The 23,068-nt window shown below is 63.9% G+C and carries 12 protein-coding genes; 6 read left to right on the forward strand and 6 right to left on the reverse strand.

Annotated features, from left to right (window positions below):
- Positions 1-11 precede the first annotated feature (11 nt).
- Positions 12-2,600, forward strand: coding sequence for a [protein-PII] uridylyltransferase (locus tag ABEA07_RS09495; RefSeq protein WP_345537432.1), 2,589 nt, complete (start codon positions 12-14; stop codon positions 2,598-2,600).
- Between the two features lie 22 nt (positions 2,601-2,622).
- Here the strand turns inward: ABEA07_RS09495 and ABEA07_RS09500 are convergent, their stop codons facing one another.
- Positions 2,623-8,286: a death domain-containing protein gene (locus ABEA07_RS09500; RefSeq protein WP_345537433.1), complete on the reverse strand. Its 5,664-nt coding sequence runs from the start codon at positions 8,284-8,286 to the stop codon at positions 2,623-2,625.
- A 158-nt stretch (positions 8,287-8,444) separates the two neighbouring features.
- Here ABEA07_RS09500 and ABEA07_RS09505 point away from each other — a divergent pair, with 158 nt between their 5' ends.
- Complete coding sequence (locus ABEA07_RS09505; protein WP_345537434.1) at positions 8,445-8,849, forward strand: DoxX family protein; 405 nt, start codon at positions 8,445-8,447, stop codon at positions 8,847-8,849.
- Positions 8,850-8,891: 42 nt separating this feature from the next.
- Here ABEA07_RS09505 and def read toward each other — a convergent pair whose 3' ends face one another.
- The 5 genes from def to smc form a co-directional block, all read right to left on the reverse strand.
- On the reverse strand, positions 8,892-9,431 hold the full coding sequence (gene def, locus ABEA07_RS09510; protein WP_345537435.1) for a peptide deformylase: 540 nt from the start codon (positions 9,429-9,431) through the stop codon (positions 8,892-8,894).
- 56 nt (positions 9,432-9,487) lie between these two features.
- Positions 9,488-9,937, reverse strand: a complete 450-nt coding sequence (locus tag ABEA07_RS09515) for a hypothetical protein (RefSeq protein ID WP_345537437.1) — start codon at positions 9,935-9,937, stop codon at positions 9,488-9,490.
- A gap of 166 nt (positions 9,938-10,103) precedes the next feature.
- Positions 10,104-12,164 (reverse strand): NAD-dependent DNA ligase LigA, encoded by a 2,061-nt coding sequence (gene ligA / locus ABEA07_RS09520; RefSeq protein WP_345537438.1) that lies wholly within the window; start codon positions 12,162-12,164, stop codon positions 10,104-10,106.
- Between the two features lie 135 nt (positions 12,165-12,299).
- Complete coding sequence (locus ABEA07_RS09525; protein ID WP_345537439.1) at positions 12,300-13,400, reverse strand: cell division protein ZipA C-terminal FtsZ-binding domain-containing protein; 1,101 nt, start codon at positions 13,398-13,400, stop codon at positions 12,300-12,302.
- Between the two features lie 156 nt (positions 13,401-13,556).
- Positions 13,557-17,072 (reverse strand): chromosome segregation protein SMC, encoded by a 3,516-nt coding sequence (gene smc / locus ABEA07_RS09530; protein WP_345537441.1) that lies wholly within the window; start codon positions 17,070-17,072, stop codon positions 13,557-13,559.
- 811 nt (positions 17,073-17,883) lie between these two features.
- On the opposite strand from smc, the gene ABEA07_RS09535 reads away from it, so the two are divergent.
- The 4 genes from ABEA07_RS09535 (at position 17,884) to ABEA07_RS09550 (ending at position 23,047) form a co-directional block, all read left to right on the forward strand.
- On the forward strand, positions 17,884-19,116 hold the full coding sequence (locus ABEA07_RS09535; protein ID WP_345537442.1) for an ADP-ribosyltransferase family protein: 1,233 nt from the start codon (positions 17,884-17,886) through the stop codon (positions 19,114-19,116).
- A 68-nt stretch (positions 19,117-19,184) separates the two neighbouring features.
- Complete coding sequence (locus tag ABEA07_RS09540; RefSeq protein ID WP_345537444.1) at positions 19,185-19,937, forward strand: hypothetical protein; 753 nt, start codon at positions 19,185-19,187, stop codon at positions 19,935-19,937.
- 514 nt (positions 19,938-20,451) lie between these two features.
- The gene (locus tag ABEA07_RS09545) at positions 20,452-20,913 is read left to right on the forward strand and encodes a type III secretion system chaperone (RefSeq protein WP_345537445.1); all 462 of its coding nucleotides are present in this window, start codon (positions 20,452-20,454) and stop codon (positions 20,911-20,913) included.
- A gap of 253 nt (positions 20,914-21,166) precedes the next feature.
- Complete coding sequence (locus ABEA07_RS09550; RefSeq protein WP_345537446.1) at positions 21,167-23,047, forward strand: hypothetical protein; 1,881 nt, start codon at positions 21,167-21,169, stop codon at positions 23,045-23,047.
- Positions 23,048-23,068: the final 21 nt, after the last annotated feature.

Below are 23,068 nucleotides of genomic sequence, written 5' to 3' on the forward strand. Positions count from 1 at the left end.
GAGAGGCTGCCATGGTCGACCTCCCGTCGCTGCGTGACGCCTACCGCACGCACAAGCTGGCGCTGTACGACCAGGCGCGCAGCGCGCGCGCGCCCACCCGCAGCGTGCACACGGTGCTGCGCCAGCTCGCGGCGCTCGCCGACGAGGCGCTGCACGCCCTGTGGGACGATGCCGGCTTCGGCAACCGGCTGGCCCTGGTGGCTGTCGGCGGCTTCGGCCGCGGCGAGCTCTTCCCCTACTCCGACGTGGACGTGCTGCTGCTGCTGCCGCCGGACCATGCCCAGGAGATCGACCCGGCACGCATCGAAGCCTTCATCGGCAACTGCTGGGATGCGGGCCTGGAGATCGGCTCCAGCGTGCGCACGGTGGACGAATGCCTGGCCGAGGCGGCCAAGGACGTCACCGTCCAGACCTCGCTGCTCGAATCCCGCCTGATCGCGGGCGACAAGAAGCTCTACGCGGCCTTTTGCAAGAGCTTCTGCCATGCCATGGACCCGCGGGCCTTCTTCGAAGCCAAGTCGCAGGAGATGCGTCACCGGCACCAGAAGTACGAGAACACGCCATACGCGCTGGAGCCGAACTGCAAGGAGTCGCCTGGGGGCCTGCGCGACCTGCAGACCGTCCTGTGGGTGGCCAAGGCCGCAGGCTTCGGCCAGCGCTGGGACGACCTGGCCAAGAACGGGCTGGCCACCGCCTTCGAGGTGCAGCAGATCAAGCGCAACGAGGCACTGCTGAGCCTGATCCGAGCCCGCCTGCACGTGATCGCCAACCGCCGCGAGGACCGCCTGGTCTTCGACATGCAGGTCGCGGTGGCCGCGGCCTTCGGCTACGTGAGCGAATCGCAGCGCAAGTCCAGCGAGGCGCTGATGCGGCGCTACTACTGGGCGGCCAAGGCGGTGACGCAGCTCAACCAGATCCTGATGCTCAACATCGCCGAGCGTCTCTATCCGCAGGAGGAGCAGGCCACGCGCATCAACGACCGCTTCTTCGAGAAGGGCGGACTGATCGACGTGGCGAGCGACGATCTGTACATCCAGGATCCGCATGCGATCCTGGAAACCTTCCTGCTGTTCCAGAAGGCCGTCGGCGTGAATGGCCTGTCGGCGCGCACGCTGCGCGCGCTCTACAACGCACGCCACGTGATGGACAGCAGCTTCCGCAACGACCGCGTCAACCACGCGACCTTCATGCGCATCCTGCTGGAGCCGCGCGGCATCACGCATGCCTTCCGGCTGATGAACCAGACCTCGGTGCTGGGGCGCTACCTGCGCGTCTTCCGCAGCATCGTGGGGCAGATGCAGCACGACCTGTTCCACGTCTACACCGTGGACCAGCACATCCTGATGGTGCTGCGCAACGTGCGGCGCTTCTTCATCGTCGAGCATGCGCACGAGTATCCGTTCTGCTCGCAGCTCGCGGGCGGCTGGGACAAGCCGTGGATCCTCTACGTCGCGGCCCTGTTCCACGACATCGCCAAGGGCCGCGGCGGCGATCATTCCGAGCTGGGTGCGCGCGACGTGCGGCGCTTCTGCCGCCAGCACGAGATTGCGCGCGAGGACGCGAAGCTGATCGAATTCCTGGTGGCCGGGCACCTGGTGATGAGCCAGGTGGCGCAGAAGCAGGACCTGAGCGACCCCGAGGTGATCGCCGCCTTCGCGCGGCGCGTGGGCAACGAGCGCTACCTGACGGCGCTGTACCTGCTCACGGTCGCCGACATCCGCGGCACCTCGCCGCGCGTGTGGAATGCCTGGAAGGGCAAGCTGCTCGAGGACCTGTACCGCTACACCCTGCGCGCCCTGGGCGGACGCATGCCCGACCCCGGCGCGGAGGTCGAAGCCCGCAAGCGCGAGGCCCTGGTGCAGCTCGCGCTGCACGCGCAGCCCTTCGAGGCGCACAAGGGGCTGTGGGAGACGCTGGACGTGGGCTACTTCATGCGCCACGACGCTTCCGAGATCGCCTGGCACACGAAGCAGCTGTCGCGCCACGTGCCGCCGCGCAACGTGCCCGTCGACCCGCACACGCCGGCCGTCGTGCGGGCGCGGCTCTCGCCCGTGGGCGAAGGCCTGCAGGTGGCGGTCTACACGCCCGACCAGCCCGACCTGTTCGCGCGCATCTGCGGCTACTTCGACCAGGCCTCCTTCAGCATCCTCGACGCCAAGGTCCACACGGCCACCAACGGCTATGCGCTGGACACTTTCCAGGTGGTCGCGACCTTCATTCCCGAGCACTACCGCGACCTGATCAACATGGTCGAGAACGGCCTGGCCAAGACGCTGGACGAAGCCGGCCCCCTGCCCTCGCCCGGCAAGGGCCGGGTCTCGCGCCGGGTGCGCAGCTTTCCGATCAAGCCGCGGGTCAGCCTGCTGCCGGACGAGAAGGCGCAGCGCTGGCTGCTCAACATCTCGGCCAGCGACCGAGCGGGCCTCTTGTACTCGGTGGCGCGGGTGCTGGCGCGGCATCACTTGAACCTGCAGTTGGCGAAGGTCACGACGCTGGGCGAGCGGGTGGAAGACACCTTCTTGATCAGCGGGCCGGAGCTGCAGGGGCAGCGGACGCAGGCGGCGATCGAGACCGAGCTGCTGGAGGCGCTGGCGGCTTGAGGGGCCGGGGCAAGGGGCCAGGCTATGGGCGCAGCTCACCCGTGTCCCAGTCCAGGACGCGCGTTTTCAGCGTGACATTCATCGAACTCTTCAGCGTGGCGCTGTCTTCATGGCAGCCTTCGGCGATCAACAACCTGTTCAGCGCTGTGGCGGTGCGCGCAATGGCTTCGATTTCTTCGGAGCCGGGATTGCTTGCGAGCGTGCACCATGCGCTGATCAGTCTGTCGCGCAGCGCCGTCGAGGATGAGGGGAGCTTCAGCGCGACTTCGGCAAACGGCCAGAAAAGCCTTTGTGCACCCACGAAGCTTCTTTGCCACGCCTCGTAGTCCAGCAGCAGAGAGGCCCCTTGGGGAGCGTCCAGATGTACCGCCAACGCGGCTACCAGCTGCACATCGCCCCAGTGGCTGGCCCCGTGTTGCCGTCGACTGAGGTCGATGCCTCGCTGCGCCAGGAGCCATCGCAGAATCTCTTGATGCACCCCGCTTGATGGATCATCCTGCGCCGGCGGCAAGATGTTGTGGGCGATGCCCAGCCACATCGCACGCTGGCGAACCCAGCGCCGCACGGGTGCCGAATCGGCCTGTTCATACAGCCGGCGCAGAAACAAGGCTTCGTCGTTATCGACGTCACTCTTTAGCACGCGGCTGTCCAGCAGGGCCAGGACGACAGGCGCTGCAATGGTGTACGCGCCCTCCTGCCAGCGCTGCAGGATCTTCAGCCTGGTTTCCTTGAGCGCTGTCGCGATGTCTGCCGGAAAATCCGGCTGGCGTAACGCCAGTGCAAAGAAATTCGCCCAGCCAGAATGGCTGCAGGCGCGAACATCATGGCTGGCCATGTGCCCCCACAGCCGCAAGACCTTGCGCAAAAGCTCGCCTCGCCGCGCCGGCGACATGTCGCTGCAAATCAGCCGATGCAAGAGGCCAATACCAGCGGGGTCGGCGCGTTGGAGCAGGAGCAGGGCCAATTGGCCAAGGCTCTCGAAGGCTCTCACGTTGGGTCCGATCGTCCATCGTATCCTGCCGGTGATGTCCGAGGCGGGGCTCAAGGTGACCGCCAGGCGGCCGCTCTCGATGGCGGCCAGCGCATCTGCGCCATCATCCGCCTTCAAAAGCAGCGCGAGCACGGCGTCGGCTCCTGCGCCAGCGTCAATGCCCAGCGTCAGGCAAAGCGTCATGACGGCTTGCAGCGTCTTTTTGCTCAGCTTCACGCCACCCATGCTCGGCGGCGATGCCAGCCACCGCTGCAAGGATGCCTCAAGCCTTTGCTGCGGCACGGGCGACGCGGTCGCGATGGCGGGCGGGACTGGCTTGTGCCCCAGACGCACATTCAGCGCATACCAGTCCGTATTGCGAGCGTCGACGGGAACGGCATCGAGCAGCTCACACGCCGCCATGGGGTCGGGAGGGCTGGCGGCGGCTAGTTGGCGGATGACGCCGCTCACGGCAGTCCACGCTGCTTCCTTGTCGAGATGGTTCATCCGCGGAAACAAGGTGGCCAGCACTGGGATGCACTTGTATTTCGCGAGTTGGAGGCACCAGTCCCTCAACTTATTTGGCTCTGACTTGCCGTCCCATCGCATCATGTTGGAAATCATTTCCACCGCCTTTTGCAGCGACGCCAGCTCCTCGGATTTCAGGCCTTCTGGCGGGTCGTATGCAAATCGACCCCAAGCCCAACTCGACACCGAACATCCTTCACTGATGGGTTGGGCAGCCACCATGCGATTCATTTCCGCGAGGGTCAGGCTGCGCAGGTCCGCCAGGAATGACTGCTGCGGATCGAGTTGCACCGCTGCGCTGACGTATTCCTCGGAGCGCTCCAGGCTCAAAGGCAGCGCAGGCCTGCAGACCTGCAGTGCCGTCGATCGATCGTGACTCGACCAATGCAGGGCCCAATGCCACCTTTCCTCCGCCCCCAGATCTGGATCGCGCCAGTCCAGCTCTTTGGCGATAGCCTCGAACGCGCTCTGGAACTCGCTTGCATAAAAAAGTGGATGCCGAGACCGCAAGATCATGCACCGGGCACGTAGTACAGACATACCCTGCGCCCTCGGCATGTGGGTCAAGAACGTATACATGGTCAAGGCGCTGGGAAGCGGATTCGCTTCAGCCTCCCAAATTTTCGGCGTCGTCCGGTACCCGTTCCACAGCACTTCCCAAGCCTCAGAAGCCTCGGCCTGCCTCCCGCCCAGCAGGCACCCCAGCAGGCACTCGGCGACAGGCCAGTAGGAAACATTGGGGTCCCACCCTTTGTTCTTCTGCACCGCAACGACCATGGGAACGAGCGCCGCCGCGGCCCGGATGCGCGCTTCCGGGTCGTACAGGCGCGCGCGCAAGGAACGGACATCCACATCGCGTGGATCGACGGTGAGCTCGTTGTTTGCGAGGTGGAAGGGCTTGCCGGGGAAGGCCTCGTGCATCAAGTCCTGCATGAGCATGTAACCGATCCACTTCTGCGCCGGGGTACCGTCGATGGTCACGGTCACTTGCGAGTTGTAGGTGAACCGGTAGACCGGCCACTCGTTGCGTGCGGCCTCGTGTTCGGCCTGCAAGTCGCCGTGCTTGTCGCAGAGGTACCAGAGGATGCGCACGTACGTTTCCGCGTCCTCCAGCGGCGTCAGTTGCGCGATCTGTTCCAGCAGTGCCCGGTGTTGTTCTGGCACGTAGTCTCCCACCAGCTGCAAAGAGTTCCACTCCACACTGCCACCCAAGCCGATGTCATCCCCGTCCCGCAACACGATTTCAAGTTTCGCGTCGGCCAATTTCTGGTATGCGAGCCGAAGCGCGTCATGGAGCTTGAGCTCGACCTGGTGTTTCTGGCATTCGTCCAGCGCCGCCTTGACGCCAGGGTTGTCCGGGTACGCCCTCAGGATGTTGATCACCCGCTGCCGCAGTGCCCCGTCGTCATGCCAGGCATACACGCGCACCAGGTCCTGCGCCACCTCGGGATCGGGTCCGCCGGTCTCGAGGTGTGGCCACACAACATCGAGCAGCACATGGCCCGCAATCGCATACCCCCCCGGTCTCCAACGACGCAACAGCAGCTCTCGCAGTTGCTCCCACGGTTTGCGTGCGTCACCGAGTTCCAGGGGACTGGCGAGGACGGCGGCCACCGCACAGGCGAGTTCGCTGACATCCGGGAGCTTGACAGGCTCGGCCTCCAGCAATCGCAGGCAGACTTTGGCCACGTCGAGCAGCTCGCCTGGCAGTGCGCCCATGCCCCACGCCATGAGCGCCGCCGCTTCGGCCAGGATCTGTGCCGCCGCTGCCTGGGCCCGGATGAGCGCAGCCATCTCGTCAGAACTGAGCTTGGGTGCGGGCGATTCGCCCGAGTAGCTCTGGAGCCGCTGGATGATGGGCGCGCGCTGTGCGCCCCACGGTCCCCGATAGACATCGACCAGCAACTGCAGGTCTGTGGGCCATCCCCTGGATTCCAGTTGCTGGTGGGCCAGCAGCGCTCGCTGGCGCGGCGGATCGAAGGATGCCTCTCGAAATAGCTTTTCGGCGTACTCTGCCACCTTGTTCAGAGCGTCACCGGGATGGCCGTTCGGCTGGCTCAGCAGCTGTTGCTCCAGCGCCTGCAGCACCTGCCAGGCCTGTTTCATGGAAACCCACTTGAGCGCGCCGGAGGAAGAAGCCAAGGGCAGTTGCCCCAGGAAGCACAGCACCTGCGGGTGTTCCAGGCGGAGCTCGCCTTCCACATACCGAAGAAGTATTTCCCCGCAAACGCGCTGGCCGTTTGCAGTGAGGGGCGCAGCATTCGTGCTCCGCCGTGCCAGAAGATCGGCCAGGGACGATGCGATGGCCTGCAGAAGTTGCGCGCTGCCGGGGGCGGTGCGTCCCAGCTCGTGGCAGCGCATCAGATAGTCGAAGCAGGTCGACAGCAGCAAATCGATCTCCGCCGGGCGCGGCGTGAGGGCTTCCTGCAAAAGGCAGGCTTCGCTCAGCAGGTGCTGTGCAAAGGGCAGGAACTCGCCCGGTGGGACGATGCCTGCTGCCGCGGGGGCCAGCATGCCGTGGCGCTTGGCCATCCGCAACAGGGCCGCGGTGCGCGCAGGCGGGGGAGCAAGTCTCAGGAGCGAGAACAGCTGAGCGCCTCGATCAGCGTCCCCCTGCGAGGGAAGGATGGCTTGCGGGTTCTTCCATCCGTCGCGCTCGAGCTGCGTCGCCAGCGCTGCGCAGTGGGCGCTCTGCCCGGCGGCGGCGAGGCAGCGCTGAAGCGCGGCACGTGCGGCCGGGACCGCCATCTGGTACAGGGCAAGCAGCGCCCATTCCGTCCATCGACGATGGGCCGGGTCGCGGCAAGCGGCGGTGTGCAGGCATTCCACGCATGCGACGAGGCAGTGCTGACTTTGCTGGCTTTGCCCCGCGTTCGCGAGTGCATGCCTCAATGCGGCCGCAGCGAGGTGCATGTCGACGGGAGCGCTGCTCCATGGCTGCAGCCATGCAAGCAGGACTTGCTCGGCCTCGATGCGCGCCTGGCCGGAGGCAGTGTCGCCCGCCAAGGCTTCGGACAGCACGAGGATCCAGCTGGGGAACTGAAGAATGGCCGGATGGTCGCGATGCTGGCCCAGCGCTGTGTAGATGAGCGCATTGCGCAGATACGCGCGGTCCTCGCCACCGGGACAGGCCTGCCACGCGGCAAGCAGGAGTTCCACGACTTTGCTGGCGAGCGCGGGGTAGGTACCCCACAACAGGTTGGCGAGAGCCACGATGAGCGCAGGCTGCGGCGGGCTGGTGACTCGCCAGCAGGTCTGGTTGACGAGGCTGCCCGGTGACACAGGCAGCCGGGGCTCCAGCAGCACGCCGCCATGGCCGAGCAGTCGAAGGATGTCCGGGGTCAGCCGATCGGCGAAGGAGCAGCAGCCGAGCAGGTGGGCCATCTGCTCGGCGGCGTTCAGTCCGCTGGCATAGAGGGCGGCCTCTTCGCCGGAGGCGGGTTTCAAGCGTGCCAGGGCGCTTTGCAGCGGATCGCTGCTTGGCGCAGGCTGAGCGGCCACCGCCTGCGTCGAGGCAGCGCCTGCCCAGGTCTGGGCTTCGGTTTCGGTCAGATCGATCTTGCAGGCTTCGTCCCAGGCCCACTGGGCCATTTCAGGATCTCCCTGAGCACGGCTGCCCGCATGCAGATGCCGGAGATAGCCCCGCCTCATGGCAAAAGTCTTGTACCTGCCCGGAACCTGGCGCCATGGCGCTTCAAGCAGGATGCCAATCCACTTCCGGGCCGATCGCAGCTCTCCGGTGACTTTGCCGGTGCACCACAGGTCGAGGAGTGCGGCGATTTGCGTTTCGAAATCCTTGGCGGGTTGGTTGTTGCGGTTCAAGGTCCGGTACGTCGACCCCGCCAAGTCGGGCAGCGCATCCAGCACCAGTCCCGGGAAATGATGCGTCATGCCCTGGAGCAGTTGCAGGACCAGACGCTGTTGCCTGGCGATGGCGGGGTCGTTCAGGAAAGGATTCCACTGGAGCCGGGGTGGCCCAGGCTCGATGTGCAGATCGCCCGAGCGCAGGAGTCCGACGATGGGCCATACGCTGTCGTTGCACATGAGCACCGACAGCAGTTGCGCTGCGCCTGTGTCGCCCTGGGGCTGCGGCTCGACCCGCTGCTTCTTGGCGGCCTGCACGTCGGCCGTTGTGTTGCGCGTGGTCGTGCCAGTCGGGGGGGTCTTGGTGGAGGTGGTGAATTGCATGGCGCGTCCTGGAACAGGTGTGCCATTCAGTGGCATGTCCCTCCGCCGCGTTCCTCCTTGTCTCCGACCGCTCATGGCGTCGCGCCTGCGTCGCACGCCTTTCGAAATCGACCACAATCGCCCCTGTTTTTTTCTTACCAACAGAAAGGCTTTATCCAATGATCCGTTCCGACGATACCGGCAAGTTCGTACTTCGCGTGGCCCTGGGCATCCTGATGCTGATGCACGGCGTCGCCAAGATCAGCGGCGGCGTGGGCTTCGCGGCCAACATGCTGGTCTCGCACGGGCTTCCGGGTGCCCTGGCCTACCTGGTCTACGTCGGCGAGATCGTGGCACCGGTGCTGCTGATCATCGGCCTCTACACGCGGCCGGCCGCGTGGATCGTGGTCATCAACATGGTGGTGGCGATCTGGCTGGTCCACATGAAGGAGATCGCCATGATCAACAAGCAAGGCGGATGGGCGCTGGAGCTCCAGGGCATGTACCTGTTCAGCGCCATGGCCGTGGCCTTCATGGGCGCGGGCCGCTTCAGCGTGGGCGGTACGGGCGGGAAGTACAACTGATCGATCGCGGCCGGTCGATGACGACCGGTCGATGACGATCGCTCAATCGTCCCCGGCGGCATCGAGTCCCGGAAACAGGATCTCGGTGTAGCCGAAGCGCGAGAAATCCCGCACCCGCATCGGATAGAGCTTGCCCAGCAGGTGATCCACCTCGTGCTGCACGACGCGGGCGTGGAAGCCGCTCACCGTGCGGTCGATGGGGTCGCCATATGGATCGAAGCCGGTATAGCGGATATGGGCGAAGCGCGGCACCACGCCGCGCAGGCCGGGCACCGACAGGCAGCCCTCCCAGCCTTCCTCTTCCTCGTCGCCGATCGGCGTGATGACCGGGTTGATCAGCACCGTGCGCGGCACGACCGGCGCGTCGGGATAGCGCGGGTTCACGGTGTCGGTCCCGAAAATGACGAGCTGCTGATCGACCCCGATCTGCGGCGCCGCGAGCCCGGCGCCGCTGACCGCATGCATGGTCTCGAACATGTCGCGCACCAGCAGGTGCAGTTCGTCGGTGTCGAAGGCGGCCACCGGCTGCGCGACGCGCAGCAACCGGGGGTCACCCATCTTGAGAATCTCGCGTACCGTCATGCGGCCATTATCGCCACGGCCTCGACAGGGCCGCGGGTGCCTTCGTGTGCAGCGACTCAGGGCGGCGTCTGGTTGCGCGAGTCGGGCGAGCTCAGCATGCGGTTGATTTCGCGCGCGCTGCGGCCGGGCGGTATCGGCACGGAGGTGCCGGCCACGCCGCCGGTGGTCGGCCCCAGGCCCCGCGGCGGGGGTACCTGCGGGACCACGGCACTCGGCCGCCCGCCGCCCCAACCCGGATGCACCTGGCCCGGGTAGGGACGGTAGCCTGGATTGCCGGGGTGCGGGTAGTAGCCGGGCCGCCCGCCGTAGTACGGATAGGGATAGCGCGGGCGCGAATAGTAACCGCCATCGATGTAGACATTGGGCTGGACGACGACCGGGCCCGGGTCCACGTAGTAGGGATCGGCATACCCGTAGGAGCCTGCCGGATAGGAGACGCAGCCGCCCAGCAAGGCCGCGCCGCCGAGCACAGCCGAGATGCCTAAGAGCCGGCGAAGATGGATCATGATGGACTCCTGGTGGGCATTGCCCGATTCATGTGATTCAACGCTCCCTTGTGCCCCCTGTTGACGTCCCGCGCGTGAAGCAGCGTAACCGCCGGTAAAGGCCTGGTAAAGCCGCGCTGCATCAGCGGCCATCGCACCGCGCAACGAGGCACGGCATGGCACGGCCTCAGAGGCCGTTCTCGAGAATCGCCATCATCCCGGCCTCGTCGATCACCGTGACCCCCAGGGCCTGGGCCTTGTCGAGCTTGCTGCCGGCCTCGGCGCCTGCGACCACGTAGTCGGTCTTCTTGCTGACCGAGCCGGCCACTTTCGCGCCCGCCGCTTCCAGTTTGTCCTTGGCTTCGTCGCGGCTGAGCGTAGGAAGAGTGCCGGTGATGACGAAGGTCTTGCCCGCCAGTGGCTTGGGCGCACGCGCGCTGGGCTCGCTCTCTTCCCACTGAACGCCCACGGCGCGCAGCTGCTCCACCACCTCGCGGTTGTGCGGCTGCTGGAAGAAGGTGTGCACGCTCTCGGCCACCACCGGGCCGACGTCGGGCACTTCCAGCAGTTGCTCGACGGTCGCCGCTTCTTCGAGCGTGTGTCCCATGATGGCGTCGAGCTTGCCGAAGTGGCGCGCCAGGTCCTTGGCCGTCGTCTCGCCCACGTGGCGGATGCCCAGCGCGAAAAGAAAGCGCGGCAAGGTGGTCTTCTTGCTCTTCTCCAGCGCGGCCACCAGGTTGGCTGCGCTCTTGTCCGCCATGCGGTCCAGCGCCGCCAGCTTGGCCACGCCCAGCACATAGAGGCTGGGAAGGCTGTGCACGATGCCGCCATCCACCAGTTGATCGACGAGCTTGTCGCCCAGGCCCTCGATGTCCATGGCGCGGCGGCCGGCGAAGTGGAGGATGGCCTCCTTGCGCTGCGCCGGGCAGGAGATGCCGCCGGTGCAGCGATGGTCGATGCCGCCCTTCTCGCGCGCCACCTGGCTGCCGCACTTCGGACAGGTGCGGGGCATGCGGAAGTTGGGCACGTACTGCGCACGTGCGCCGGGCACGCGGCCGACGATTTCCGGAATCACGTCGCCGGCGCGGCGCACGATCACGTCGTCGCCCACCCGCACGTCTTTGCGGCGCAGCTCGAACAAGTTGTGCAGGGTCGCGTTGCTGACCGTGGTGCCGCCGACGAACACCGGCTCCAGCTTGGCCACCGGCGTCAGCTTGCCGGTGCGGCCGACCTGGATCTCGATGCCGTTCAGGCGCGTCACCTGCTCCTGCGCCGGGTACTTGTGGGCCACGGCCCAACGCGGCTCGCGCGTCTTGAAGCCGAGCTGCCGTTGCAGCGCCAGGCTGTTGACCTTGTAGACCACGCCATCGATGTCGAAGGGGAGCGCGTCGCGTTCGGCGGCCACGAGCGTGTGGAAACCCACCAGCGCCGACGCGCCCTCGCCCACCGTGCGGATGTCGGACACGGGCAGGCCGAAGCCGGCCAGCGCGTCGAGCACACCGCCGTGCGTGTCGGGCATGGCATCCCAGCCTTGCACCTCGCCCAGGCCGTAAGCGTAAAAGCTGAGGGGGCGCTGAGCGACCAGCGCCGGGTCGAGCTGGCGGATGGCGCCGGCCGCGGTGTTGCGCGGGTTGATGAAGGTCTTTTCGCCCTTCTCGCGCTGCCGCTCGTTGAGCTTCTCGAAGTCATCGCGGCGCATGTAGACCTCGCCGCGCACCTCCAGCACCGGCGGCACTGTGTCGCCGTGAAGGCGCAGCGGGATCTGCCCGATGGTGCGCAGGTTCTGCGTCACGTCCTCGCCCGTCTCGCCATTGCCGCGCGTGGCGCCCAGCACCAGCACGCCGGCCTCGTAGCGCAGATTGATGGCCAGGCCGTCGAACTTCAGCTCGGCCGCGTACTGCACCGGCGGGTCGTCCGCCTTCAGGCCCAGCTCGCGCCGCACGCGGGCGTCGAAGGCTTCGGCGCCGGCGGCCGTGGTGTCGGTCTCGGTCTGGATCGACAGCATGGGCACCGCGTGGCGGACCGGCGCCAGCGAGGGCAACACCGCGCCGCCCACGCGCTGGGTCGGCGAATCGGGCGTGCGCAATTCCGGGTACTCGGCTTCCAGGGCCTGCAGGCGCTGGAACAGGCGGTCGTACTCGGCATCGGGCACTTCGGGCGCGTCGAGCACGTAGTACAGGTGGGCGTGACGGCGCAGTTGCTCGCCCAGTGCGGCGGCTTCGCGAGCCGCATCTTCTCGCGTGGTCATAGGGTCTCAGGAGTAGGCGGATTCTCTCTTTTCCAGGAACACCGGGGAACCGGCTTTGCCGGGCCGCTGGTGTTGCCCCCGGCGAGGGAGTTGGCGGACCCCACGAAGTGGGGGAGCCTGGGGGAGAGCCTCATTTCAGCTGAACAGGCGGCGGGCCAGCGGGGAACCCGCAGACAGGTCCCGCGAATCCAGCGTGTCGTAGAGCTGTTCGAGGTCGGCGCCGATCGCGTCCATGGTCTCTTCGCGCAGCAGCTGGCCGTCGCCATCGGTGACCACGCCGTCCATCTCGCGCGCCAGGGCCGCGGCGATTTCGCGCATGCGCGGGAAAGGCCGCTCGGAGCGGTCGACCTGGGGCACGTCCAGGCTCAGGGTGAGTTCGCGGATGGCGGACTGCGCCGGATCGTCCGCCAGCGCGGCCTGGGTGTCGAAGGACAGGCCGAGGATCGGCGGCAGGCCGGGTTCGCCGGCGGGCAGCACCATGCGGCCGGGAATGAGGCCGGCCACGAAGCCCAGGCGCTGCGCATTCTGCTGCACGTAGCCGGGACTCCAGGCCGCGTGCAGTGCCCGCAGCACGAAGCCGAGCTGGGCATCGTGCCCGCTGGCGAACTGGTCGAGCTCGCGCGCACGTGCCACTTCGTCCAGCATCTCCGGGAACTCGGGCGCGCCGTTGACCGCATCGGCAAAGGCCTGCGCCTTCACCACGAACTCGGAATACTCGATCTCGTTGAGCGCGCCGGTGCGGTTGGCAAGCTGCACGCCGGCCTGGAAGGCGCCGTAGCGCTGGCCGGGCGCCGGGGGCTCCCACTCGCTGCTGAGTTCGTTCAGGCCTTCGATGGCCACCGGCTTGCTGCCGGCACGGCGAGTGGCAGGCATGGCCGCAATCGCTGCATCGCCGGACACCCGGTTCTCCAAGGTGATCGGCGCGATCACGTCGATCAGCGGATCGAGGCCGCCGCGGCGCCCCGCGGTCGGAATCGGCAAGGCAGCGGGCGCCGGCAGCGCGGGGTCGAACAAGGGCTCGTGGCGATCTGTGGCGCCGCCAGTCCCGGCCGGTGCGTGCAGCACGGGTTCGTCCTCGCGATTCAAAGGCGCCGGCGCAGTGAGCGGCGCATCGAGGCCGTCGTCCGCATCAGGTTGTCGCGGCGCATTGCGACGCGACATCAAGGCGTTGTAGCCGACGATGGCGGCAAGGACGAGGCCACCGACGATGGCAAGGGCAACAGTGAGATTGCTCATCCTAGTGCTGGGTCCAACCGCAAGAAATGCCGCGGCAAGCAGCGCGAAGCCCGCTCGGGGAACACCGTGGAACCGGCTTCGCCGGGCCACCGGTGTCGCCCCCGGAAAGGGCGTTGGCAGACCACACGAAGTGGGGAAGCCTGGGGGAGAACGACATCACGCGGCTTCGGCCATCGACACGGCGGATTCCATGTCCACTGCCACGATGCGCGAGACGCCCTGCTCCTGCATGGTCACGCCGATCAGCTGCTCGGCCATCTCCATCGCGATCTTGTTGTGGCTGATGAAGAGGAACTGGGTTTCGCGGCTCATGGCGGTGACGAGTTTGGCATAGCGCTCGGTGTTGGCGTCGTCCAGTGGTGCGTCCACTTCATCGAGCAGGCAGAAGGGTGCGGGGTTGAGCTGGAAGATGGCGAACACCAGCGCGATCGCGGTGAGCGCCTTCTCGCCGCCGGAAAGCAGGTGGATGGTCTGGTTCTTCTTGCCCGGAGGCTGCGCCATCACCTGCACGCCGGAATCGAGAATCTCGTCGCCGGTCATCATGAGCTTGGCATTGCCGCCGCCGAAGAGCTCCGGGAACATGCGGCTGAAGTGCTCGTTGACGGTCTTGAAGGTGCCGCCGAGCAATTCGCGGGTTTCTCCGTCGATCTTGCGAATCGCGTCTTCCAGCGTGTTGATGGCCTCGTTGAGGTCCGCCGACTGGGCGTCGAGGAAGGTCTTGCGCTCGCGCGCCGTCGCCAGTTCGTCCAGTGCCGCGAGGTTGACGGCGCCGAGCGAGGCCACCTCGCGGTTGAGGCGGTCGATCTCGGACTGCAGGCCGGTGAGCCGCACCTTGTCTTCCTCGATCGACCGGGCGACCGCTTCCAGGTCGGCCTGCGCGTCGTCCAGCAGTTGCTGGTACTGCTCGAAGCCCAGGCGCGCAGCCTGTTCCTTCAACTGCAGCTCGGTGATGCGCTGGCGCAGTGGGTCGAGTTCGCGCTCCAGTTGCAGGCGGCGCTCGTCGCTGGCGCGCAGCTTGAGCGTGAGATCGTCGTACTGGCTGCGCGCGGCGCCGAGCGCGGCCTCGCGCTCCAGCTTGAGTGACAGCGCATCCTGCAGCCCGGCCTGTGCCGCGGCATCGGACAGGCGGCCGAGTTCGGCACGGGCACGCTCCTCCTCGTCGGCGAGAGCGGCGACCTGCTGGGCCGCGGTTTCGATGGCGCGGTTGAGCTCGGCGCGGCGCGCTTCGAGCGTGCGCTGCGCGAACACGGCCTCTTGTGCCTGCCGCTCCAGGCTGCGGTGCTGCTCGCGGCTGGCGGCCAGCGCGCGCGCGGCCTCGATCACGCGCTCGTCGAGTTGGGCATGTCGCTCCTGGCTGTCGGCCAATTGCATGTCGAGTTCCTCGAAGCGGGCCTCGGCGGCGACACGCTTCTCTTGCAGCTCTTCGAGCTGCGCCTCGACTTCGCCGAGGTCGGCCGACAACTGTTGGCTGCGCGCGCGCGTCTGCTCCGCGAGCTGCGTGAGCCGCAGCGTCTCGACCTGCAGCTCGTGCGCGCGTGACTGCGCATCGGCGGCTTCGCGGCGTGCGCCCACCAGGCGCTGGGCGGCGTCGCCGTAAGCCGCCTCGGCGCGCGCCAGCGCGGTGCGCGCCTCTTCGCTGATCAGCGTCTGGGCGCGCAACTGGCGCTCCAGGTTCTCCATTTCCTGCTGGCGGGCCAGCAGGCCGGACTGCTCGGAATCCTGGGCATAGAAACTCACGCTGTGGGCCGTCACCGCGTGGCCGCTCTGGACGTAGATGGTCTCGCCCGGCTGCAGCCTGTCGCGCTGCGCCAGGGCCTCTTCCAGCGTTGCTGCGGTGTAGCAGCCGTACAGCCAGCCGGCCAGCAAGGCCTGAAGGCCCGCATCATTGAGACGCAGCAGGTCCGCGAGACGCGGCAACGCGCCCGGTGCCTGGGGCGCGGCAGCGCTGGGCGGGCTGTAGAAGGCGAGCCTGGCCGGTGGCGCATCGTTGCCGAAGGCGCGGACCATGTCGAGCCGGCTGACCTCCAGCGCGCCCATGCGTTCGCGCAGCGCGGCTTCGAGCGCGTTCTCCCAGCCCTGCTCGATGTGGATGCGGCTCCACAGCCCCTGCAGGCTCTCCAGGCCATGCTTGGCCAGCCAGGGCGCCAGCTTGCCGTCGGTCTTGACCTTCTCCTGCAGCGCCTTGAGTGCCTCCAGGCGGGCCGAGAGCTCGGCATGGCGCGCCCCTTCGGAGTTCACCGCCTGCTGCTTGGAGCGGCGGTCTTCATCCAGCCGTGGCACCGACTCCTGCAATTCCTGCAGGCGCGCATCGGCTTCCGCGGCCGCCTCCTGGGCGGCGGCGAGCTGCTCCTGCATGTCCTGCAGGCGCGCTTCGTCGGGCGCCGCCAGCGCGTTCTGGTCGCCGCGCAGGCGCTCGGCACGCTGCGTGAGCTGCCGCATCTGGTCTTCGATGTTGCGCTGGTCGGCCGCCAGCACCTGGATCTGCTGCTGCACCTGCGTCACGCTGGCGCGCTGGGCATTGGCCTCGTCCTGGGCGCGCTGCTGCGCCTCTTCGAGCGCGGGCATGCGCGCATCGTGCTCCTCGAGCTGCGCGGCCAGCAGCTCGGCCTGTTCCTCGGCGTTGACGCCCTGCCCGGCGAGGGTCTCGATCTCGGCCTCGGCGTCTTCGCGGCGCGTGGTCCACTGGCCGATCTGCTCCTTCAACTGAACCAGCCGTTGCTCGACGCGCTGGCGGCCCTCGACCACGAAGCGGATCTCGCCCTCCAGCCGCCCGACTTCGGCGCTCGCCTCGTAGAGCCGGCCCTGCGCCTGGTTGACCTGGTCGCCCGCGGCGTAGTGCGCCTGCCGCACCGTCTCGAGCTCGGATTCGACATGGCGCAGGTCGGCCGTGCGCGACTCCAGGTCGTTCACCGCCTTTTCGCCGTCGGCCTTGACCTTGGCCTGGTCGCCCTCGCTTTCGGCCCGCTTGAGAAACCACAGCTGGTGCTGCTTGCGGGTGGCGTCGGCCTGCAGCGTGTTGTAGCGCGTGGCCACCTCGGCCTGCTTTTCAAGGCGCTCCAGATTGCTGCCCAGCTCGCGCAGGATGTCTTCGACGCGGGTGAGGTTCTCGCGCGTGTCGCCGAGGCGGTTTTCCGTCTCGCGGCGGCGCTCCTTGTACTTCGAAACACCGGCGGCCTCTTCGAGGAAGAGGCGCAGTTCCTCGGGCTTGGACTCGATGATCCGGCTGATCGTCCCCTGGCCGATGATGGCGTAGGCGCGCGGCCCGAGGCCGGTGCCCAGGAACACGTCCTGCACATCGCGCCGGCGCACCGGCTGGTTGTTGATGTAGTAGCTGGAATTGCCGTCGCGCGTGAGCACGCGCTTGACCGCGATCTCGGTGAACTGCGACCACTGGCCGCCGGCGCGGTGGTCGGCGTTGTCGAACACCAGCTCCACGCTCGATCGGCTGGCCTGCTTGCGGGTGGTCGTGCCGTTGAAGATCACGTCCTGCATGGACTCGCCGCGCAACTCGGAGGCCCGCGATTCGCCGAGCACCCAGCGCACGGCATCCATGATGTTCGACTTGCCGCAGCCGTTGGGACCGACGACCCCGACCAGTTGACCGGGCAGCAGGAAATTGGTGGGTTCGGCGAAGGACTTGAAGCCGGAGAGCTTGATGGAGTTGAGACGCACGGCGGGTCTGGCGGGGTGCCAAGGTATTGATTTGTAAGGGATTCTTGGCCGGCCTCACCCTCCGGGACCGGCTGCTGCCCGAGGCGGCGATGATAACTTGCGGGCCCGTCGCAATCTTGCCTTCCTTCCCCTCTCGCACACCATGTGGCGCTCATCGACGCCGGCGATGCCAGCCGCCGAGGCCCGCGTGGGGACACGACCTTCTGGTATGGGCAAGCGAGTCCTTCAGCGCTGTCTGAACGAAGCCTTTTGTTTTCTGACTATTCAAGTTTGAAGCATCGAGAAGGACGACGACGACGATCGATCCCAACGCGAATCGTCCCTCTACATGACGTCGCCTTCCCTGTGGAAAGGCATTCCTGAAGCTTTCTTTTCTGGAGGGCACACAAGTTCACATACCGGGCCCCGCAGACCCTGGAACGTTTGTTTTCAAAAGTTTACTTATTCACAGCATCGCTGGATCACGAATGTGCCCCGGCATGGCAGCGAGTTTGCGGGGTGCGTCCGATGCAGTGAAGCGCCAGACCACGGACAAGGCCTGAGCGACAAATTTCCCATTCACATCCACAGGAGTTGCATTGATGGATTCGACACGATCTGACAATCTTTCCGTAACGGGTCGCGGGGCGTCCCGTCTCGTCGCTGCGGGGGGCAGGCTATGAGCGCTCCTAACTCAGTAAGGATGTTTGTGCCCGCACTGCCGACGCGGGAGATTGGCAACATTCCCCTCCCGGGAAAAAAGCCGCCGAAACTTGATAGCCAATCGGAGCCCCTAAAGCCGCCGCTAGTATCTATCGTTCATCAAAATTTCGTGAAAGCAGCTCCTCGTTCAAGGGGCCCGATCTACGCCCAGAATCTGAACAAATCCACCAGCACGCAAGAGGAACGTTCAGGTGCCAGCGAAGAAAGTTCGGAAACTGCCGAAGATAGCTCGAGCTCTGAGTTGGAAAAGTCAGCGGAAGAAAATCAAGAACGTGTAACGGTGGATATTTCCACCTCCGATTCAACTCCCCGCATTTCAGTTCCTTGGAAGGCGGATGCCGCGACTCGTCAGAGGCAACGCAGACGCGAGATACAACAAAGTGACAAGCCGTTGCCGGCACGGCGCCCCGCCAGGCGCAATCTGCTCGCCACCGGAGATGTAAGGAAAGAATTGGAGTTAGGCGGACTGTCGCTGTCGCGGGAACTCGAAGGCGCATTGATTACCGGTTCGGAGCCCGGCTACCCGCTCGAGTCGACAATGAATGAAAATAAGCAAACCCCTTCGACCGAGCTCAAGAGCACGATCATTGATCTCGTTCCAAAATCAGGTACGTCGAAGACCAATAACCGTTTGCCCGCCTCTGATGCCAAACTGCTGAAGCTCCAAAAGCGCATGCTGAAGCAACTTCGCACATCCAAACTCTATGCGGAGGCCGCGAGCGCCCAGCAGCTCCCCGAAACGATGGGCGTTACGATGTGTCCACGTATTCTGGAAACCTATTTGACGAGTTTGCTCAATGATGAGCGTGCGCGGCAAACGATCCGAGAGCATAAATTGACTGCCTCGGAGGCGGTCGCAATACGGTACTACGGGCTTGAAGGCTTTCAATTCGTCCAGCCCAGTCTGAGAGAGAAAGCAGATCCTGCTCTCGGTGCGGATTTTGCGCCGGCAGGGACCTTTGATAATCTCATTAAGGAATGTGAAGGCGCTTTTGCCAAGCTACCGCTCCTTCAGCCCAAGACGAAACTCTTCCGCGGCACAGACTTTCTGTTCCGGGATGAACTTGCGGTAGGTGAAACGTATCTCGATCCAGCATTCGTGTCTTCCAGCACCTCAAGCGACGTCGCAACCCAGAGATTCAATGGCAGGTTCTTGCTGATTTTCGAAGTGCCCGAAAAGGACCCGCGTTTTCGCGATGTCTCTCCCCTCACAGGCAACTCGAAAGAAGAGGAAGTCCTTGGCCTGCCCAACATCAGGTTCGAAGTTGTCGCACGCGGAGAGGGCGCCGGGACACGCGAAGACCCGGAAATCGTCAGGCTTTCGCCAATCGCCATTATTTGAACGAGCGCATTTCCGTGCGCGTTCGCCGGGGATCCTCATCGTGGGCGCCGGGGTGATAACGTGCGCCCATGAGCGCTTCCGTCCCGTCCACCCAACTCTCGCGACGCGCCCTGCTCGCGGCCGGCATGGCAGCTGTCGCGACGGCCCTTGCAGCCTGCAGCAGCACCGAACGGGCTGAGCCCTACGGCAACAACGAATGGCTCCAGAGCGGCGCCAACCGCATCGCCAACCTTGCCTTGCGCGACAACCTGCAGTCGATACGGCGGGTGCAGCTCTCGCTGTACCGGCGCAACCCGCGGGAATGGCGCAAATGGACGTCGAGCCCGGAAGAAGCGACCCAGCGCACCTGGGATGCCATCCTGCAGGACAGCCCGTTGCCTGCGTTGCGCGGGGCCACAGGCATCGAGGCCATCCGTCTCGCCTTCGAGACCCAGCCCAAGCCCTACGAAGGCGACCGCATCGCGGCGCTGGTGGTGGGATGGGCCACGCTGCTGAAGCAGGCCAACGGGGGCACGTGGGAGCAGACCATGCTGGACGGCATCAACGCCGAGAACAGCTACCGTGCGGCACGCAACGTCGAGATCTCTCTGTGGCTCATCAGCTCTAGGACCGGGCCCGACGGCCAGCCGTTGCTGTTGGCCACCGAGATCAGCGACCGCGGGCGCAACCTGCTCATTGACCGCGAGCTTTCCAAGGTGGTGGCGCGGCTGGACCTGATGGCGGCGCAGGCCGACGAGAAGTATCGGCGCGCCGCGCTGGATTTCAGCCAGAACTGGCTGTTGGGCAACCTGGGGCCGTTCTTCTCTATGGTGCAGCGCTAGCTTCGCCAGCGCAGACGCGGCGAAGGTCTGCTCGTCGCCATGAGTTCAAGGCCGAAGACGCAATCAGTAAAGCGTGATCGCCGCTTGACGGTGCACGCACAAGTGTCGCTCGCACGGTGATCGAAGGCTGGGACCGCGACGTCTTCCAGCGACCCTCGCCGGGACCCTTCTTTGTGATCGGCGGCAGCCGATGCGTCTATGAGTCTTTTGTTTTCAATTAGTCGATATTTCGATTGTGAAAACTAATCATTCTTCAGCGTTCGAAATGACGGCACGCGATGGCCACGCACCCGGTTTCTCCTCTGAAAAATGGTGCAAAGCTTCTTCTCTGAGCCTTCAGAAAATGTCAACTTCACACCTTGCCTGGAAGTGGAACCTTTGTTTTCTGATCGTCACTGATCTCACGAGCAAGCCGACCCAAGGGGCCGGGTGAAAGCAAAAGGGGGGGCGATCGTGGCGAAAAAGCGCACCGTACGACGGCGGCATCGTCACCTGACGACAGGTATGCAGAACCATGGATTCAGACCATGTGGCCCGGCTCCTTGTGGAGTTGGGTGGCCGTACGCCGCGCATTGAAAGCATCGTCCAGGAGGCGGACGTGCCTCGATGGGCCATCGAGTTGGAGGACGGGCTTGTCGTCATCGCGGAACTCGATCAAGAACGCACTCTGCTCAGTCTTGAAACAGACCTAGGCCGCCCCCCTGAAAAGCACCGGCTGGCGACCTGCGAAGCTTTGATGATATTCACATCACTTAAGCACGCGTCACATGGCTTCGCAATGGCACTTGGCGAACCAGGCGGGGATTTCCAGCTTTGCGGCCACGTCCTCATGACGGAATTCGACTCGGAAAAATTTCAATCAAATTTCTTCGCGTTTGCCGACTGCGCGCAGCAGTGGAAAGAAATTATTACACGCGACATTCAACAGGATTTTTTCTTGACGAATGAAATATTTAGCAACGAGCTCCGAGCTTAAGCCGTTTATTCTCACAGTACCACAGAACTTATAGAAAATTCACACCATGGCAAAGCTCATTGTTACGCAATTCACATCCATTTCCATGGCGGCCGCCTTCTTGCAGCAAAACGGAGACTCTGAACTACTGCAACAGACAAAACACACGGTTCCTGAACGGCACGCCGCCTCGACGCCGTAATCTCTTCCTTTCTGTCTCTCTGCCTGTCTGCCTTTGCTTCTCTGCCTCTTTCATTCATCATCGAAATCAACTATGTCCACATTTAGTTCGATCCCTCTCGGATTCAATCGCTCCTCTTCAATCAAAAATCCCGCAGAAGAACCGACACCAAAAAATGAGGAAAAAAAGACTACACCTTCGCTAGTTAGAATTATTCCTCAGTCTCCTCCCCGAAATTCTGCTCGGATTGGAAAAAGCCAGCTGGGAGCTCAACACCGACGAGCGAAGCCTGCCTCTACTCGTTCCACAGCGGTCGGCCATAAAGTTGGCGGCGATTCAGATTCGTCTGACCCAATCCGCGGTGAATCAGTTTTTAAACATGAGGCAGGGACGACTGACATCGATCTAATTTCAGCTCCCGGCCGTGAATACTGGGAAAAAACTGACACGCGCACTGATCACGCCGATTCAGACTCTCCGAAAGAAATCACCCATGAATCAGTCGCCAATCTAAACCTGCCACGCACGGACATAACCATAGAACCCGTCCATGGGGATGATTCCGACACTGACAAATCCACCCATTTCGTCAAACCTCGCACGCTTGAGAAAAGCGGCAATCTTAAAGACGCCACCGTTGAATCAAATTCAAACTCCGATTCACATCCTGGTAATTACACCAATAATGAATACCTTGAAGGTAAGAAATCCTCGCCTGCGACGCAATCGTCTTCTGGCTCCGCTGCCGACAGCGGCGAAGCGATAGACAACTTAGCTACTCGGTCGAGCGCGTTGGAAAATAAAAGGAAAATTTACCAGAGCGCCGGTCGCACGGCAAGAAGGCCACAGCTCCTAAAGAAGAGCAACAATGCTTTGCCCTCGTCTGAATCTTCTTCGAGTGCAGAAGCTGACAAATCGACGCCCGCCAATACAAGAAGATTGGCAAAAGTAGTGCTACCTAAACGGGAGAAGACAGCGTCGACTAAATCGCGTCCAAAGGTGCGTTCGCCCAGAGAGGTGATCAGAGATCTTCGATTTGGCAAGCAAGCAAAGGCAGCCGGGGCGATCGAAAAGATCGAGCCTCAGACTTTCATTGAGATCAAAAAGAGCAATCTACAAGTCATTCGCGAGAACTTGCCAAAAGGCGCTGTTTTGGATGAGGAGACCGGCTATCTGAGTGGGGGAAGCCGTACCGAATCGGAATCTACAGAGTTCACCGGGCTTTTTGGTTCAAAAGTGAAGAACGTTGGGGAGTTTGCACTTAACAGCCTCGCTTATCAACTGTTGAAATCAGTTCGACCCAAGATTGCAGGCACGGACAGTGCCCCCGCCAATTGTGATATCACATCATCGGCGGCTGGGGATTTTGCGCGGCATGTCATTAAGTTTTACGATGATCAAGGAGAAATATTCAGCGCCAGAGAGTCAGGCGAAACTGAGAAGGAACGTGTGTTTCACACTACCAACGCCTTGCTTGACTTCACAGGATCAGAAAAATCAGCCTTCGTACTTTCTGCAGTCTTGACGCAGAATACGCCTACGGTTTTTCACAGATCCCTCGTCAACTCTACAGACATTGAAGTAGAAGGCTTTCGCATGGTAAGCGCCATGAATTCGAAGAGCGTTACAAAGTCTTTTACCAAGAACGACGGCACCATCGAGAAATTCAATGTCATAAAAGAAAATGATGATGGGACTTTCGAAGAGCTTAATAAAATTAGAGGCTTGGGCGCGGCAGAATTTCGTGTGTCGAAAGTGGGGCGCGATTTCGAAGTATCGATGCATTGGCCATGCTATTACGAGGCGCAAATCGGCAAAGAAGAGATCCTGCCCTTGGGGGAAAATGAAATTATTGCCATTTACACCAACGTGACGTTCATCATTGACGGGGAGAAGGCAGAAAAAGGGGTGCTGGCCTTCGAGATACCCAACGGGATCAACAGAACATATGAGGGTCGGCTCAGATTGAATTGAGCATCGATGAGTCTGCTGGGG

Source organism: Variovorax defluvii, assembly GCF_039541515.1.
GTDB lineage: Bacteria > Pseudomonadota > Gammaproteobacteria > Burkholderiales > Burkholderiaceae_C > Variovorax > Variovorax defluvii.

What these genes read in the sequence shown, in the direction of transcription:
- ligA (WP_345537438.1), bottom strand. Translation starts at nt 12,164, where the DNA reads ATGACCACGCGAGAAGATGCGGCTCGCGAAGCCGCCGCACTGGGCGAG.
- ABEA07_RS09525 (WP_345537439.1), bottom strand. Translation starts at nt 13,400, where the DNA reads ATGAGCAATCTCACTGTTGCCCTTGCCATCGTCGGTGGCCTCGTCCTT.
- ABEA07_RS09500 (WP_345537433.1), bottom strand. Translation starts at nt 8,286, where the DNA reads ATGCAATTCACCACCTCCACCAAGACCCCCCCGACTGGCACGACCACG.
- ABEA07_RS09515 (WP_345537437.1), bottom strand. Translation starts at nt 9,937, where the DNA reads ATGATCCATCTTCGCCGGCTCTTAGGCATCTCGGCTGTGCTCGGCGGC.
- ABEA07_RS09495 (WP_345537432.1), top strand. Translation starts at nt 12, where the DNA reads ATGGTCGACCTCCCGTCGCTGCGTGACGCCTACCGCACGCACAAGCTG.
- ABEA07_RS09540 (WP_345537444.1), top strand. Translation starts at nt 19,185, where the DNA reads ATGAGCGCTTCCGTCCCGTCCACCCAACTCTCGCGACGCGCCCTGCTC.
- ABEA07_RS09550 (WP_345537446.1), top strand. Translation starts at nt 21,167, where the DNA reads ATGTCCACATTTAGTTCGATCCCTCTCGGATTCAATCGCTCCTCTTCA.
- ABEA07_RS09545 (WP_345537445.1), top strand. Translation starts at nt 20,452, where the DNA reads ATGGATTCAGACCATGTGGCCCGGCTCCTTGTGGAGTTGGGTGGCCGT.
- ABEA07_RS09505 (WP_345537434.1), top strand. Translation starts at nt 8,445, where the DNA reads ATGATCCGTTCCGACGATACCGGCAAGTTCGTACTTCGCGTGGCCCTG.
- def (WP_345537435.1), bottom strand. Translation starts at nt 9,431, where the DNA reads ATGACGGTACGCGAGATTCTCAAGATGGGTGACCCCCGGTTGCTGCGC.